Origin of the sequence: Shewanella sp. SM71 (assembly GCF_025653905.1) — a bacterium.
Classification (GTDB): domain Bacteria; phylum Pseudomonadota; class Gammaproteobacteria; order Enterobacterales; family Shewanellaceae; genus Shewanella; species Shewanella oncorhynchi.
Genome location: NZ_JAKKRW010000034.1, coordinates 1 through 16,116 on the forward strand (window position 1 = coordinate 1; position 16,116 = coordinate 16,116).

The window sequence follows — 16,116 nt, forward strand, 5'->3', positions numbered from 1 at the left end:
CGTTCTGTCAAAAGAAGAAGGCGGACGTCACACTCCATTCTTCAAAGGCTACCGTCCACAGTTCTACTTCCGTACAACTGACGTAACCGGTACTATCGAACTGCCAGAAGGCGTAGAGATGGTAATGCCTGGCGACAACATCAAAATGGTAGTGACTCTGATTTGCCCAATCGCGATGGACGAAGGTTTACGCTTCGCAATCCGTGAAGGTGGTCGTACAGTTGGTGCTGGTGTAGTAGCTAAAATCATCGCTTAATTGCGATAGAAATTAGTTTGAAAAGGAAGCTTCGGCTTCCTTTTTTGTTTAAGTGGATTATTTCATAGGTTTTGTGGTTTGCATGGGATTCGCATCCTTGCTTACAAAGTCGAATAAGAATACAATCTATGGCCGATTTTTGACCCTGAGCTTATGCTATTTTGCGTTTCTAAGGGTGTTCGGAAATGCAGAGTGATGTGGGATTATGCCCGTCAATTAATGTGCTCTAAGCTCAGGCCGTATTGAGTAACGGAAAAACCGATGACAACAAATACTGAAAACCAGAACAATTCTCTGGATATCGTGAAGTGGGGTTTAGTGATTGTATTGCTAGCCGCTGCTGTTATTGGCAATCAAATGTATAGCGAAGCCAGTGCCGTCATACGTGCGCTTAGTGTTATCGTTGCATTCGCTATTGCTGGTTTTATTGCGCTTCAGACTGTAAAAGGTAAAAAAGCGTTAGCTTTTGCCCGTGAAGCGCATATCGAAGTGCGCAAGGTTGTATGGCCGACGCGTCAAGAAGCGCTAAACACCACTTTTATTGTCCTTGCAGCAACAGGTATCTTAGCTCTTATCCTTTGGGGTATGGATGCTGTGTTAATGCGAATTGTCAATTTTATCACTGGCGTATAGGCACCTCGAATGACTGAAGCTAAAGAAGCTAAAAAAAGATGGTATGTAGTGCAGGCATTCTCAGGCTATGAAGGCCGAGTTTGTAAGTCACTGATTGAATATATTAAAATGCATGGCATGGAAGCATACTTCGGTGAAGTATTGGTTCCGACTGAAGAAGTCATCGAAATGCGTGCAGGTCAGCGTCGCAAGAGCGAACGTAAGTTTTTCCCTGGCTATGTGTTAGTCCAGATGGAAATGAACGATGACAGCTGGCATTTAGTCAAAAGCATCCCGCGTGTTTTAGGCTTTATTGGCGGAACGTCTGATCGTCCTGCCCCAATTTCAGATAAAGAAGCTGATGCAATTCTGCGTCGCTTACAAGAAACGACAGCGTCACCGACTCATAGAACCATATTTGAGCCTGGTGAAGTGGTACGTGTGTGTGATGGTCCATTTGCTGACTTTAACGGTACCGTTGAAGAAGTGGATTATGACAAGAGCCGCGTGAAAGTATCAGTGATGATCTTTGGTCGTTCTACGCCTGTTGAACTTGATTTTAGTCAAGTTGAAAAAGGCTGATTAAATAAACTACAAAATCCGTTTGGCAACGGGTGCGAATTTCTATATAATTCGCACCCGTTGTTTTCGGGGGAGCATGTCAGCATGTCGCTGATGCGCGTTTGAACCCAAACTGAGGAAATGTCAGATGGCAAAGAAGATTGATGCTTATATTAAGCTACAAGTAAAATCCGGTTCTGCGAACCCATCACCACCAGTTGGTCCAGCTTTGGGTCAAAAAGGTGTGAACATCATGGAATTCTGTAAAGCATTTAACGCCCGTACAGAAAAAATGGAAAAAGGCATGCCTATTCCAGTCGTGATCACTGTTTACAGTGACCGTTCATTCACTTTTGAAACTAAGACTTCTCCAGCGTCTTACTTACTGAAGACTGCTGCAGGCCTGAAATCAGGTTCTCCACGTCCAAACACTCAGAAAGTGGGTACTATCGCTCGCGCTAAAGTTCAAGAAATTGCTGAACTGAAAGCTGCCGATATGACTGGTGCTGACATTGAAGCGATGACTCGCTCAATCGAAGGTACTGCGCGTTCAATGGGTTTGGTTGTAGAGGATTAATATAATGGCAAAGCTAACTAAACGCATGCGCGTAATTCGCGAAAAAGTTGACGGTACTAAAAGCTACGATATCAACGAAGCTGTTGCTCTGTTAAAAGAATTAGCAACTGCAAAATTCGTTGAAAGTGTAGACGTAGCAGTTAACCTGGGTATCGACCCACGTAAATCTGACCAAAACGTTCGTGGTGCAACAGTGTTGCCACACGGTACTGGTCGTGACGTTCGCGTTGCAGTATTTACACAAGGTGCAAATGCTGAAGCTGCTAAAGCCGCCGGCGCAGAGCTAGTTGGTATGGATGATCTGGCTGAGAAAATCAAAGCCGGTGAAATGAACTTTGACGTAGTTATCGCATCTCCAGATGCAATGCGCGTTGTTGGTATGTTAGGTCAAATCTTAGGCCCACGTGGTTTAATGCCTAACCCTAAAACAGGTACAGTAACGCCAAACGTTGCTGAAGCTGTTAAGAACGCCAAAGCGGGTCAAGTTCGTTACCGTAACGACAAGAACGGTATTATCCACACTACTATCGGTAAAGTGGATTTCACACCAGTTCAATTGAAAGAAAACTTGGAAGCGTTAGTGTCAGCACTGAAAAAGGCTAAGCCTGCAGTTGCTAAAGGCATTTTCGTGAAAAAGATCAGCATCTCTACCACTATGGGTGCAGGTGTTGCAGTTGATCAAGCTACGCTTGAAACAACTCTATAATTTTACAAAGCGGGTGCATTAGTCTATAATGCGCGCACTTTGTGGGTTGAAGCCTGTTTTATCTCTCGTTTAGGCGGAGTTTAACTCAGGTTTCCGTCCAAGACCGCAGGTGTTTTTTGTAAAAATAACTTAATTTCCTGCGTAGACGGTGTCAGGCCCCAGCTAAAATTTTTTACTGGATAATCTGCACCGTAAGTCACTAAATACATAAGTATTTAGTATGGTAAATACTAGGGAATACCCTAGGTAGAATCCAGGAGTAAAGCCAATGGCATTAAGACTCGAAGACAAAAAAGCGATTGTTGCTGAAGTCAACGAAGCTGCCAAAGGTGCGCTATCTGCAGTTGCCGCTGATTCTCGCGGTGTGACTGTAGGTGCTATGACCGGTCTGCGTAAAAAAGCTCGCGAAGCTGGTGTATATGTACGTGTAGTACGTAACACGCTAGCTCGTCGTGCTGTTGAAGGTACTGCTTTTGAGTGCCTAGCAGAAACGTTCACTGGCCCAACTTTGATTGCTTTTTCTTTAGAGCACCCAGGTGCTGCAGCACGTCTGTTAAAAGACTTTGCTAAAGAACAAGCTAACTTCGAAGTTAAAGGCGCAGCCTTTGAAGGGAATTTCATCCCTGCAGCTGAAATTGATCGTTTGGCGAAACTGCCAACATACGAAGAAGCACTAGCTCAGTTAATGATGACTATGAAAGAAGCATCTGCTGGCAAGTTCGTTCGTACACTGGCCGCCCTGCGCGATCAAAAACAAGAAGCCGCTTAATTTCAAGCTGGCTGCTTAATAAAATTGAATTCAGAACAATAGGAAACATTTGTTATGTCTATCACTAAAGACCAAATCTTAGAAGCCTTTGCAGCTATGTCTGTAATGGAAGTTGTTGAACTGATCGAAGCTATGGAAGAGAAGTTCGGCGTTTCTGCCGCTGCTGCTGTTGTTTCTGGCGGTGCAGAAGCAGTTGTTGTTGAAGAACAAACAGAATTCAACGTAGTTCTGACTGCTCACGGCGACAACAAAGTTGCAGTTATTAAAGCCATCCGTGGCGCAACTGGTTTAGGCCTGAAAGAAGCTAAAGCTATGTCTGAAGCTGCTCCAGTAGCAGTTAAAGAAGGCGTTTCTAAAGAAGAAGCTGAAGCTCTGAAGAAAGAACTTACTGAAGCTGGTGCTTCTGTAGAAATTAAGTAAGCTATTATGTAGCTTGCTCACCCAAGCCACTTGGGTGGAGGCTGGCGGTTTTTTAACCGTCGGCCTTTTTTGCGCTATATGCGCTGGCGATTTTTTTTCACCGTTTGTCGCCAAATTTTGCAGTCCCTAGCAGAGATTACTGGTTAGGTTCTTGCCATCAACGGTGATGGGCAAACGTGCTGAATTTTAATAACTTAAGTTATTTATTCAGTCTTGGTCACATCTCGTAAGCAGAGGAAACCCATGGTTTACTCCTATTCTGAAAAGAAGCGTATTCGCAAAGACTTTGGTAAGCGTCCAAAAGTTTTGGATATCCCTTATTTATTGTCTATCCAGCTAGACTCTTTTAAGAAGTTCACCGATCAAGATCCTACCGGTGAGCGCGGTTTAGAAGCCGCCTTCCGTAGCGTTTTTCCCATCAAGAGCTTTTCTGGTAACTCAGAACTGCAATACGTCAGCTATAAGCTTGGCGAGCCTGTTTTTGATGTGAAAGAGTGTCAGATCCGTGGTGTTACGTATTCAGCTCCACTACGCGTTAAATTACGCATGGTGTTGTATGACCGTGAAGCAGCGGCGGGCACAGTAAAAGATATTAAAGAACAAGAAGTCTACATGGGTGATATCCCATTGATGACGGATAACGGTACTTTTGTTATCAACGGTACTGAGCGTGTAATCGTATCTCAATTACACCGTTCTCCAGGCGTGTTCTTTGATCATGACCGTGGTAAAACCCACTCATCAGGTAAGGTGCTGTATAACGCACGTATTATTCCTTACCGTGGTTCATGGCTTGACTTTGAATTCGATCCTAAAGATGCACTATTTGTGCGTATTGACCGTCGCCGCAAACTGCCTGCGACCATCATGTTACGTGCATTAGAATATTCTACTCAAGAGATCCTCGATCTGTTCTTCGAACGCGTTGAGTTCAAGATCAAGAAAGATACTCTGGTCATGTCTTTGGTGCCTGAACGTCTGCGTGGCGAAACTGCCAGCTATGACATCAAGGATGCTGAAGGTTCTGTACTGGTTGAAGCGGGACGTCGTATTACTGCGCGTCACATTCGTCAGTTAGAAAAGACTAATACCACTGAGCTTGAAGTGCCAGTTGAATATATCGTGGGCAAATATGCTGCTCAAGATTATATCGATCCGGACACGGGTGAAGTTTTAGTCTCTGCCAACAGTGAAATTAGCTTAGAAGATCTGGCTAAACTATCATTGGCCGGTATTAAAGATATCAGCACGTTGTATATCAACGAGCTAGATCATGGTGCTTATATTTCAGATACGCTGCGTATCGATTCAACCACTAACCGCTTAGAAGCGCTGGTTGAGATCTATCGTATGATGCGTCCTGGCGAGCCACCAACCAAAGATGCTGCCGAAGCACTATTCCAGAACTTGTTCTTCAGTGAAGAGCGTTATGACCTGTCTAAAGTAGGTCGTATGAAGTTCAACCGTCGTCTCAGCATTCCTGATGACGAAGGTAGCGGTGTATTGTCTAAAGAAGACATCGTCGCGGTAATGAAGAACATCATTCATATCCGTAACGGTTTCGACGAAGTCGATGACATCGATCACTTAGGTAACCGTCGTATTCGTAGCGTCGGTGAAATGGCTGAAAACCAATTCCGTGTTGGTTTAGTCCGTGTTGAGCGCGCCGTGCGTGAACGTCTGTCTTTAGGCGATCTGAACGAGCTGATGCCACAAGACTTGATCAACGCTAAGCCAATTTCTGCTGCAGTGAAAGAGTTCTTCGGTTCTTCTCAGCTGTCACAATTCATGGACCAAAACAACCCGCTGTCAGAAGTAACGCATAAGCGTCGTATTTCTGCACTTGGCCCTGGTGGTTTGACTCGTGAACGTGCAGGCTTCGAAGTCCGCGACGTACATCCAACGCATTATGGTCGTTTATGTCCAATTGAGACCCCTGAAGGTCCAAACATTGGTCTAATCAACTCATTAGCAAGTTTTGCCCGTACTAACTCTTACGGCTTCCTAGAAACGCCATACCGCAAGGTTATCGACGGCGTGATTACTGACGAAGTGGAATACTTGTCAGCAATCGAAGAAGGTCGTTATGTGATTGCACAGGCGAACATCGAAGTTGACGCTAGCGGTCGTATGGCAGAAGAGCAAATTGCTTGTCGTCATAAAGGTGAATCTACCTTTATGCGCGCTGCTGACATCCAGTATATGGACGTTTCGCCACAACAGATTATTTCTGTTGCTGCATCGCTGATCCCGTTCTTAGAACACGACGATGCTAACCGTGCCTTGATGGGTGCGAACATGCAACGTCAAGCCGTACCCACACTGCGCTCTGAAAAGCCGCTAGTAGGTACTGGTATTGAACGTACTTTGGCTGTTGACTCTGGTGTTGTGGTTGTTGCTAAACGTGGTGGTTTTGTAGACTACGTTGATGCGAGCCGTATCGTTGTTAAAGTAAATGAAGATGAGCTGCGCCCAGGCGAAGCCGGTATCGACATTTATAACCTGACTAAATACACCCGTTCTAACCAAAACACTTGTATCAACCAACGCCCTTGTTGTGCTGTTGGTGAGCCAGTCGTTCGTGGTGACGTGTTAGCAGACGGTCCGTCTACTGACTTAGGTGACTTAGCCCTTGGCCAGAACATGCGTATCGCATTCATGCCTTGGAACGGTTACAACTTCGAAGACTCGATCTTAATTTCTGAGCGTGTAGCGCAAGAAGACCGTTTCACCACTATCCACATTCAGGAGCTGTCTTGTATTGCTCGTGATACCAAACTGGGTAGCGAAGAAATCACGGCTGATATTCCAAACGTAGGTGAATCTGCTCTGTCGAAACTCGATGAGTCAGGTATCGTTTACATTGGTGCAGAAGTGAAGGGTGGAGATATTCTGGTTGGTAAAGTGACGCCAAAAGGCGAAACACAGCTAACGCCAGAAGAGAAGTTACTCCGTGCTATCTTCGGTGAGAAAGCGTCTGATGTTAAAGACAGTTCACTGCGTGTTCCTAACTCTGTTAAGGGCACTATCATCGACGTTCAGGTATTTACCCGTGACGGCGTTGAAAAAGACAAGCGTGCAGTTGAAATCGAAGAGATGCACATTGCCCAAGCTCGTAAAGACTTAGGCGAAGAGTTCAAGATCCTTGAAGAAGGTGTATTGAGCCGTGCGCGTAACCTGTTAATCGGTGCTGGTTTCACTGAAGCGCAAATTGCTGCGTTGCCACGTAAAGATGTATTGGTTCAAGTCATTGACGATGAAGCAAAACAAACTGAACTTGAGCAATTAGCTGAACAGCATGAAGAGCTGAAAGCTGACTTCGATAAGAAGTTTGAAATCAAACGTCGCAAGATCACCCAAGGTGATGACTTGGCGCCAGGCGTACTCAAGATCGTTAAGGTTTACTTAGCGGTTAAGCGTACTATCCAACCTGGTGACAAGATGGCGGGTCGTCACGGTAACAAGGGTGTTATCTCTAAGATTTGCCCAATCGAAGATATGCCATATGACGAACAAGGTAACCCAGTAGACATCGTATTGAACCCGCTAGGTGTTCCATCACGTATGAACATTGGTCAGGTACTTGAAGTCCATATGGGCGCCGCTGCCAAAGGTATTGGTAACAAGATCACTGCGATGCTTGAAGAACAGCGTGAGCTGGCTGAAGTTCGTGGTTACATCAAGCAAGTTTATGAATTAGGTGACGAAGTGCAGCAGCGCGTCGATATCGATTCATTCACTGATGATGAAGTATTACGTCTTGCGACTAACCTGAAAGGCGGTATCCCGATTGCAACTCCTGCATTCGACGGTGCTAAAGAGAAAGAGATCAAGCAGATGCTTGAACTTGCAGGTTTGCCAACCTCTGGTCAGTTGAAGTTGTTTGATGGTCGTACCGGTAACGAATTTGAGCGTCAAGTAACGGTAGGTTACATGTACATGCTCAAACTGAACCACTTAGTTGATGACAAGATGCACGCCCGTTCTACCGGTTCGTACAGCTTAGTGACTCAACAACCACTGGGCGGTAAAGCTCAGTTCGGTGGTCAGCGTTTCGGTGAGATGGAAGTGTGGGCACTAGAAGCATACGGTGCCGCTTATACGCTTCAAGAAATGCTCACTGTTAAATCGGATGACGTTAACGGTCGTACTCAGATGTATAAGAACATCGTCGACGGTAACCATCAGATGCAACCTGGCATGCCAGAGTCCTTCAACGTGTTACTGAAGGAGATCCGTTCACTCGGTATTAATATCGAGTTGGATCAGGCATAAGCGCAGGCCTTTAGCCGCGTTTGGCAAACAGAATGGTGCTCCGTGCAAGCGGAGCACCCGGTTTAACTCCTTCAGGAGAGAAACGTGAAAGACTTATTAAAGTTTCTGAAACAGCAAAGCAAGACTGAAGAATTTAACGGCATCAAAATTGGTCTGGCATCGCCTGATCTGATCCGTTCTTGGTCTTTTGGTGAAGTTAAGAAGCCAGAAACCATCAACTACCGTACCTTCAAGCCTGAGCGTGAAGGTCTGTTCTGTGCGCGTATCTTTGGCCCAGTCAAAGATTACGAATGTTTGTGCGGTAAGTACAAACGTTTGAAGCACCGTGGTGTTATTTGTGAAAAGTGTGGCGTTGAAGTAACCCAAACTAAAGTACGTCGTGAGCGTATGGGTCACATCGAACTGGCTAGCCCAGTTGCGCACATTTGGTTCTTAAAATCACTGCCGTCACGTATTGGCTTAATGCTGGATATGACGCTGCGTGATATCGAACGCGTACTGTATTTTGAATCATTTGTCGTGATCGAACCTGGCATGACCAGCCTTGAACGTGGCCAAATGCTGACAGAAGAAACTTATCTGGATGCATTAGAAGAATACGGTGATGAGTTCGAAGCTAAAATGGGTGCCGAAGCAGTACTTGAACTGTTACGTGCTATCGATTTAGCGAAAGAAATCGAACAAATGCGTGAAGAATTGCCTTCAATCAATTCTGAGACTCGTCGCAAGAAAGTGACTAAACGTCTTAAGTTGATGGAAGCATTCTACACTTCAGGCAACAAGCCTGAGTGGATGATCTTAAAAGTACTGCCTGTGTTACCACCTGACTTACGTCCGTTGGTTCCGCTCGATGGCGGCCGCTTCGCGACTTCAGATCTTAACGACCTGTATCGCCGCGTGATCAACCGTAACAACCGTTTGAAGCGTCTGTTAGATTTAGCTGCGCCAGACATTATCGTACGCAACGAAAAGCGTATGTTACAAGAGTCTGTTGATGCGCTATTAGATAACGGTCGTCGTGGTCGTGCTATTACCGGTTCTAACAAGCGTCCTCTGAAATCTTTGGCTGATATGATCAAAGGTAAGCAAGGTCGTTTCCGTCAGAACTTGTTGGGTAAGCGCGTTGACTATTCTGGTCGTTCGGTAATTACCGTAGGTCCTACTCTACGTCTGCACCAATGTGGTCTTCCTAAGAAGATGGCACTGGAACTGTTCAAGCCATTCATCTATGGCAAGCTAGAAGGTCGTGGCTTAGCTACTACCATCAAAGCGGCTAAGAAGATGGTTGAGCGTGAAGTGGCGGAAGTTTGGGACGTTCTGGATGAAGTGATCCGCGAACATCCAGTGATGCTCAACCGTGCACCAACACTGCACAGACTGGGTATCCAAGCGTTCGAACCAGTACTGATTGAAGGTAAAGCAATCCAGTTACACCCACTCGTTTGTGCGGCATACAACGCCGACTTCGACGGTGACCAAATGGCGGTACACGTACCGTTAACACTGGAAGCGCAGCTTGAAGCCCGTGCCCTGATGATGTCTACCAACAACATCCTGTCACCAGCCAACGGCGAGCCTGTTATCACCCCGTCTCAAGACGTGGTATTGGGTCTGTACTACACCAGCCGTGAGCGTATTAACGGCCGTGGTGAAGGTATGGCATTTATGTCTGTTGCTGAAGTTGAAAAAGCTTACGCAACTGGCGCTGCTGAACTGCATGCCCGCGTTAAAGTTCGTATCACTGAAACCATTATTGGTGACGATGGTGAGCGCACTGAACAACGCCGTATCGTTGATACGACTGTGGGTCGTGCTCTGCTGTCACTTATTCTGCCAGCAGGTTTGTCATTTGATCTGGTTAACCAGAACATGGGCAAAAAGCAGATCTCTAAACTGTTGAACACCTGTTATCGTCAACTGGGTCTGAAAGATACTGTTATCTTCGCTGACCAATTGATGTATACCGGTTTCCGTTTTGCAACCATCTCTGGTGCCTCTGTAGGTATCGATGACATGGTTATTCCAGACGAGAAATACACCTTAGTTGCTGATGCCGAAGCAGAAGTTCTTGAAATTCAAGAGCAGTTCCAATCTGGTCTAGTCACAGCCGGTGAGCGTTACAACAAAGTTATCGATATCTGGGCAAGTGCCAACGAAAAAGTTTCTAAAGCTATGATGGAAAACCTGTCAACCGAGACAGTGATTAACCGTGATGGTGTTGAAGAGAAACAAGCCTCGTTTAACAGCATCTATATGATGGCTGACTCAGGCGCTCGTGGTAGTGCCGCACAGATCCGTCAGTTGGCGGGTATGCGTGGTCTGATGGCTAAGCCAGACGGCTCAATCATCGAAACGCCAATTACCGCTAACTTCCGTGAAGGTCTAAACGTACTCCAGTACTTTATTTCTACTCACGGTGCGCGTAAAGGTCTAGCCGATACGGCATTGAAGACAGCGAACTCGGGTTACCTGACTCGTCGTCTTGTAGACGTTGCACAAGATTTAGTGGTTATCGAAGACGATTGTGGTACTCACGAAGGTCTAACCATGAAACCGCTGATTGAAGGTGGTGATGTGGTTGAGCCGTTACGTGAACGCGTACTGGGTCGTGTGGTTGCGATTGATGTGTTCTATCCAGGCACTGAAGACGTATTAGCACCACGTAACACGCTACTCGACGAAGCATGGTGTGACAAGTTAGAAGAGCATTCAATCGACGAAGTGATTGTACGTTCAGTTATTTCTTGTGATACCGATTTCGGTGTGTGTGCAGCTTGTTACGGTCGTGACTTGGCTCGTGGTCATATTATTAACCACGGTGAAGCCATCGGTGTTGTGGCAGCACAATCTATCGGTGAACCAGGTACACAGTTAACGATGCGTACGTTCCACATCGGTGGTGCGGCATCTAGAGCGTCTGCAGAAAACAATGTCCAAGTGAAAAACTCGGGTTCATTGAAACTGCATAATGCTAAGCATGTGACTAACAGTGACGGCAAACTGGTTATCGTTTCTCGTTCTTCTGAACTGGCCGTTATTGACGAGCTGGGTCGTGAGAAAGAGCGTTATAAAGTGCCATACGGTACTGTGCTCGAGAAACTAGAAGAAGCGGCTGTTGAAGCGGGCGATGTTATCGCTAACTGGGATCCACATACTCACCCAATCATTTCTGAAGTGGCGGGTAGTATTAAGTTCGTAGACATGATTGACGGTGTCACTATGACACGTCAAACAGACGAACTAACGGGTCTGTCATCAATCGTGATCCTTGACGTTGGTCAGCGTGGTACTGCGGGTAAAGAAATGCGCCCAATGATCCGTCTGCTTGGCGCTAATGGTGCTGACTTGATGATCCCAGGTACTGAAGTACCAGCACAATACTTCTTACCAGGTAGTGCGATCGTTAACTTAGAAGATAACGCGCAAATCAACGTGGGTGACGCATTAGCTCGTATTCCTCAGGAATCGTCTAAAACACGCGACATCACCGGTGGTCTGCCACGCGTTGCTGACTTGTTCGAAGCGCGTAAGCCAAAAGAGCCTGCTATTCTGGCGGAAATCTCTGGTACCATCTCGTTTGGTAAAGAGACCAAAGGTAAGCGTCGTTTGGTGATTACACCTGCTGATGGTGGCGATCATTATGAAGAGATGATCCCTAAGTGGCGTAACTTAAACGTGTTCGAAGGTGAAAAAGTCGAACGTGGTGAAGTTATCGCTGACGGTCCAGAAGCTGCGCACGACATTCTGCGTCTTCGTGGTATCCACAACGTAGCTAACTACATTGTGAACGAAGTACAGGACGTTTACCGTCTGCAAGGCGTGAAGATCAACGATAAACATATCGAAGTGATCATCCGTCAGATGCTGCGTAAGTGTCTTATCACTTCTGCCGGTGACACTGACTTCCTCGAAGGGGAACAAGCTGAAGTGTCACGCGTGAAGATTGCTAACCGCGAACTGATCGCCCAAGGTAAAGTGCCTGCGACCTTTGAACGTGAACTACTGGGTATTACTAAAGCATCTCTGGCAACAGAATCCTTTATCTCAGCAGCATCGTTCCAAGAAACCACGCGCGTACTGACCGAAGCCGCCGTAGGTGGTAAGAGCGATCAATTACGTGGTCTGAAAGAAAACGTTATCGTTGGCCGACTGATCCCAGCCGGTACTGGTTACGCTTATCACAAGACTCGTAATGAAGCGCGTGCGAAGAAAAACGAACCTGTAGTAGTGAACAAGATCACTGCAAGTGAAGCCGAACAGAACTTGGCCGATCTCTTAAACTTGGCTGGTAGCCAAGATTAAGTAATAAGTTTGTTATAAAAAGGCGCCTATGGCGCCTTTTTTCTTGTAATATGCCGCAAAAGTTGGCTATTTCTTGACAGTCAGGCATTACCTTTCTAAAATTCCGCGTCCCACCATTGTGGGATATAGATTTTTCACACCTTATCGTTGAGTTTGATTCAACTGACTCGGAGCTATACATGGCAACTGTAAACCAGTTGGTACGTAAGCCACGCGCGCCAAAAGTCGACAAGACTAACGTGCCTGCGTTGAATGCGTGCCCGCAAAAACGTGGTGTTTGTACACGTGTGTACACTACTACCCCTAAAAAACCTAACTCTGCACTACGTAAAGTAGCTCGTGTGCGTCTAACTAACGGTTTCGAAGTTACTTCGTATATCGGCGGTGAAGGCCACAACCTGCAGGAACATAGCGTGATCTTAATCCGTGGTGGTCGTGTTAAAGACTTACCAGGTGTGCGTTATCACACTATTCGTGGCGCATTAGACTGTGCAGGCGTGACTTCACGTCGCCAAAGCCGTTCTAAATACGGTGCTAAGCGTCCTAAGTCTTAACTTATCCGTTAAGTAAGGCCAAGCTAGTTTTATTTTGAGAATTCCAGTTTTGGAAATCCCTGAAGCATACGGAGAATTGTTATGCCAAGACGTCGCGTTGTAGGACAACGTAAAATCCTACCAGATCCAAAGTTTCACAGTGAGTTGCTGGCTAAGTTCATCAACGTCATTATGCAAGACGGCAAAAAGTCGACTGCAGAAAAAATTATTTACAAGGCACTAGATGTTGTCGCTGAAAAGAAAAGCGAAAACCATTTAGTTATCCTTGAAGCAGCCCTGGACAACGTTCGCCCATCAGTCGAAGTTAAATCTCGTCGCGTTGGTGGTTCTACGTACCAGGTACCATGTGAAGTTCGTCCTGTGCGTCGTAACGCACTGGCGATGCGCTGGTTAGTTGAAGCTGCTCGTAAGCGTGGTGAAAAATCTATGGCTTTACGTCTGGCAGGTGAAATGCTGGATGCGTCTGAAAACAAAGGTACTGCTGTTAAGAAGCGTGAAGACGTGCATCGCATGGCTGAAGCTAACAAAGCCTTTGCTCATTACCGTTGGTAATATGATGGTGTGGGCTTAGGCCCACACCATAGTTGTTGATATTGCCAAGACTTAGGTCTTGGTGGAGAGGGTATAATCGTGGCTCGTACAACCCCAATTGAGCGTTATCGTAATATCGGTATTTGTGCTCATGTTGACGCAGGTAAAACCACCACAACAGAACGTGTTCTGTTCTATACCGGTTTGTCTCATAAAATCGGTGAGGTGCATGACGGCGCCGCTACCACAGACTGGATGGTTCAAGAGCAAGAGCGTGGTATCACTATCACCTCGGCTGCGGTAACCACATTCTGGCGTGGTATGGATGCTCAATTCACTGAACACCGCATCAATATCATCGATACCCCTGGTCACGTTGACTTTACTATTGAAGTTGAACGGTCTCTGCGCGTCCTTGACGGCGCTGTTGTCGTTTTCTGTGGTTCATCAGGTGTTGAACCTCAGTCAGAAACAGTGTGGCGTCAAGCTGATAAATACCGCGTTCCACGTTTGGTATTTATCAACAAGATGGACCGTGCAGGTGCAGACTTTGAACGTGTAGTGAAGCAAATTAGAACTCGTCTTGGAGCCACTTGTGTGCCTATTCAATTGAATATCGGTGCAGAAGAAAACTTCAAAGGCGTGATCGACTTAATCAAGATGAAAGCAATTAACTGGAATGAATCAGACCAGGGTATGACTTTCACTTATGAGGAGATCCCTGCAGAGTTAGCAGCTAAAGCGGCTGAAATGCATGAGTATCTGGTTGAAGTGGCAGCCGAATCTTCGGATGAACTGATGGATAAGTACCTTGAAGAAGGCACGCTATCAGAAGACGAAATTAAAAAGGCGCTACGTCAGCGTACTATAAATAATGAAATCGTTTTAGCGACTTGTGGTTCTGCATTTAAGAACAAAGGCGTTCAAGCGGTGCTTGATGCGGTTATTGAATTCTTGCCAGCGCCAATTGATGTGCCTCCAATTAAGGGCATCGATGAGAACGACCAAGAAGTAGAACGCCCATCAGATGACAATGCGCCTTTTGCTGCATTGGCATTTAAGATTGCTACAGATCCATTCGTAGGAACTTTGACCTTTATTCGCGTGTACTCTGGCGTACTCGAATCAGGTTCGGGCGTTTACAACTCTGTCAAACAGAAGCGTGAACGCGTAGGTCGCATGGTGCAAATGCACGCAAATGATCGTACTGAACTGAAAGAAGTCCGTGCTGGTGATATCGCAGCGGCGATTGGTCTAAAAGAAGTGACTACGGGTGATACGCTTTGTGATAACGATCATAGAGTGATCTTGGAACGTATGGAGTTCCCAGAGCCAGTAATTACCATTGCCGTTGAGCCTAAGTCAAAAGCCGACCAGGACAAAATGGGTATCGCGTTGCAAAAGCTTGCAGCGGAAGATCCATCATTCCGAGTTGAAACTGACGAAGAATCATCACAAACTCTGATTTCGGGTATGGGTGAGTTACACTTAGACATCATCGTCGACCGTATGCGTCGCGAATTCGGTGTTGAATGTAACGTAGGTAAGCCACAAGTGGCCTACCGCGAAACTATCCGAGCATCAGTAGAAGCTGAAGGTAAATTTGTACGCCAATCAGGTGGTCGTGGACAATTCGGTCACGTTTGGTTAAAACTAGAGCCTAATGAAGAAGGCGCTGGTTACGAATTTGTCAATGCAGTTGTGGGAGGTGTGATTCCTCGTGAATTCATTCCTGCGGTTGATAAAGGTATCCAAGAACAGATGAAGAATGGCGTTCTCGCTGGCTTCCCTGTGTTGGACGTGAAGGTCACTCTGTTCGATGGTTCATATCATGATGTGGACTCGAACGAGATGGCGTTCAAAATTGCAGGTTCTATGGGCTTCAAAAAGGGTGCGCTTGAAGCGAATCCGGCGTTGCTCGAACCTTGCATGAAAGTAGAAGTAACTACCCCTGAAAATTATATGGGTGACGTCGTTGGTGATTTGAACCGTCGTCGTGGCTTAATTGAAGGGATGGATGATGGCTTCGGTGGCATCAAGATAGTCCATGCTGTAGTGCCTCTTTCTGAAATGTTTGGTTATGCAACTGATTTGCGCTCTGCTACACAGGGTCGCGCTTCATACTCTATGGAGTTCTTGAAGTACTCTGATGCACCGCAAAACATTGCAAAAGCGATTATTGAATCTCGTAGCTAATATCCAGTTACGACATAAATGTTATTATGGTCCAGCACTGACTGGACTATTCTGAAAAGAAAGGAATATATCGTGGCAAAAGCTAAATTTGAACGTATTAAGCCTCACGTAAACGTGGGCACCATTGGTCACGTTGACCATGGTAAAACCACACTGACTGCAGCTATCTCTCACGTACTGGCTAAGACCTACGGTGGCGAAGCTAAAGACTTCTCTCAAATCGATAACGCTCCAGAAGAGCGTGAGCGCGGTATTACGATCAATACCTCTCACATCGAATATGACACGCCTTCACGTCACTACGCACACGTAGACTGCCCAGGCCACGCTGACTATGTTAAAAACATGATCACTGGT

General features: G+C 46.1%; 12 protein-coding genes and 1 pseudogene. All 13 read left to right on the forward strand.

All coding sequences use genetic code 11. From position 1 onward, the window contains the following. Positions 1–256: pseudogene (tuf, locus tag L5L97_RS22445) on the forward strand (elongation factor Tu); the annotation flags it as partial. Positions 257–517: 261 nt separating this feature from the next. Further along, entirely contained in the window at positions 518–889 is a 372-nt protein-coding gene (gene secE / locus L5L97_RS22450) for a preprotein translocase subunit SecE (protein ID WP_006083613.1), read from the forward strand. A gap of 9 nt (positions 890–898) precedes the next feature. Next, positions 899–1,450, forward strand: a complete 552-nt coding sequence (gene nusG / locus L5L97_RS22455) for a transcription termination/antitermination protein NusG (RefSeq protein WP_105251029.1) — start codon at positions 899–901, stop codon at positions 1,448–1,450. A 127-nt stretch (positions 1,451–1,577) separates the two neighbouring features. After that, the gene (gene rplK / locus L5L97_RS22460) at positions 1,578–2,006 is read left to right on the forward strand and encodes a 50S ribosomal protein L11 (protein WP_006083611.1); all 429 of its coding nucleotides are present in this window, start codon (positions 1,578–1,580) and stop codon (positions 2,004–2,006) included. Between the two features lie 4 nt (positions 2,007–2,010). Further along, the gene (gene rplA, locus L5L97_RS22465; RefSeq protein ID WP_105251030.1) at positions 2,011–2,712 is read left to right on the forward strand and encodes a 50S ribosomal protein L1; all 702 of its coding nucleotides are present in this window, start codon (positions 2,011–2,013) and stop codon (positions 2,710–2,712) included. Between the two features lie 268 nt (positions 2,713–2,980). Next, positions 2,981–3,481: a 50S ribosomal protein L10 gene (rplJ, locus tag L5L97_RS22470; protein ID WP_006083609.1), complete on the forward strand. Its 501-nt coding sequence runs from the start codon at positions 2,981–2,983 to the stop codon at positions 3,479–3,481. Between the two features lie 54 nt (positions 3,482–3,535). Further along, on the forward strand, positions 3,536–3,901 hold the full coding sequence (gene rplL, locus L5L97_RS22475) for a 50S ribosomal protein L7/L12 (RefSeq protein ID WP_105251031.1): 366 nt from the start codon (positions 3,536–3,538) through the stop codon (positions 3,899–3,901). A 243-nt stretch (positions 3,902–4,144) separates the two neighbouring features. After that, positions 4,145–8,176, forward strand: a complete 4,032-nt coding sequence (rpoB, locus tag L5L97_RS22480) for a DNA-directed RNA polymerase subunit beta (RefSeq protein ID WP_105251032.1) — start codon at positions 4,145–4,147, stop codon at positions 8,174–8,176. Between the two features lie 84 nt (positions 8,177–8,260). After that, positions 8,261–12,478: a DNA-directed RNA polymerase subunit beta' gene (gene rpoC, locus L5L97_RS22485; protein ID WP_105251033.1), complete on the forward strand. Its 4,218-nt coding sequence runs from the start codon at positions 8,261–8,263 to the stop codon at positions 12,476–12,478. Positions 12,479–12,657: 179 nt separating this feature from the next. Continuing rightward, positions 12,658–13,032, forward strand: coding sequence for a 30S ribosomal protein S12 (gene rpsL / locus L5L97_RS22490; RefSeq protein WP_006083605.1), 375 nt, complete (start codon positions 12,658–12,660; stop codon positions 13,030–13,032). An 81-nt stretch (positions 13,033–13,113) separates the two neighbouring features. After that, a complete protein-coding gene (gene rpsG / locus L5L97_RS22495) occupies positions 13,114–13,584 on the forward strand; it encodes a 30S ribosomal protein S7 (RefSeq protein ID WP_011787570.1) in 471 nt (156 codons plus the stop codon). Positions 13,585–13,662: 78 nt separating this feature from the next. After that, positions 13,663–15,759, forward strand: coding sequence for an elongation factor G (gene fusA / locus L5L97_RS22500; RefSeq protein ID WP_006083603.1), 2,097 nt, complete (start codon positions 13,663–13,665; stop codon positions 15,757–15,759). A gap of 72 nt (positions 15,760–15,831) precedes the next feature. Then, on the forward strand, positions 15,832–16,116 hold a 285-nt coding region (locus tag L5L97_RS22505; protein ID WP_261729865.1), incomplete at its 3' end, for a GTP-binding protein.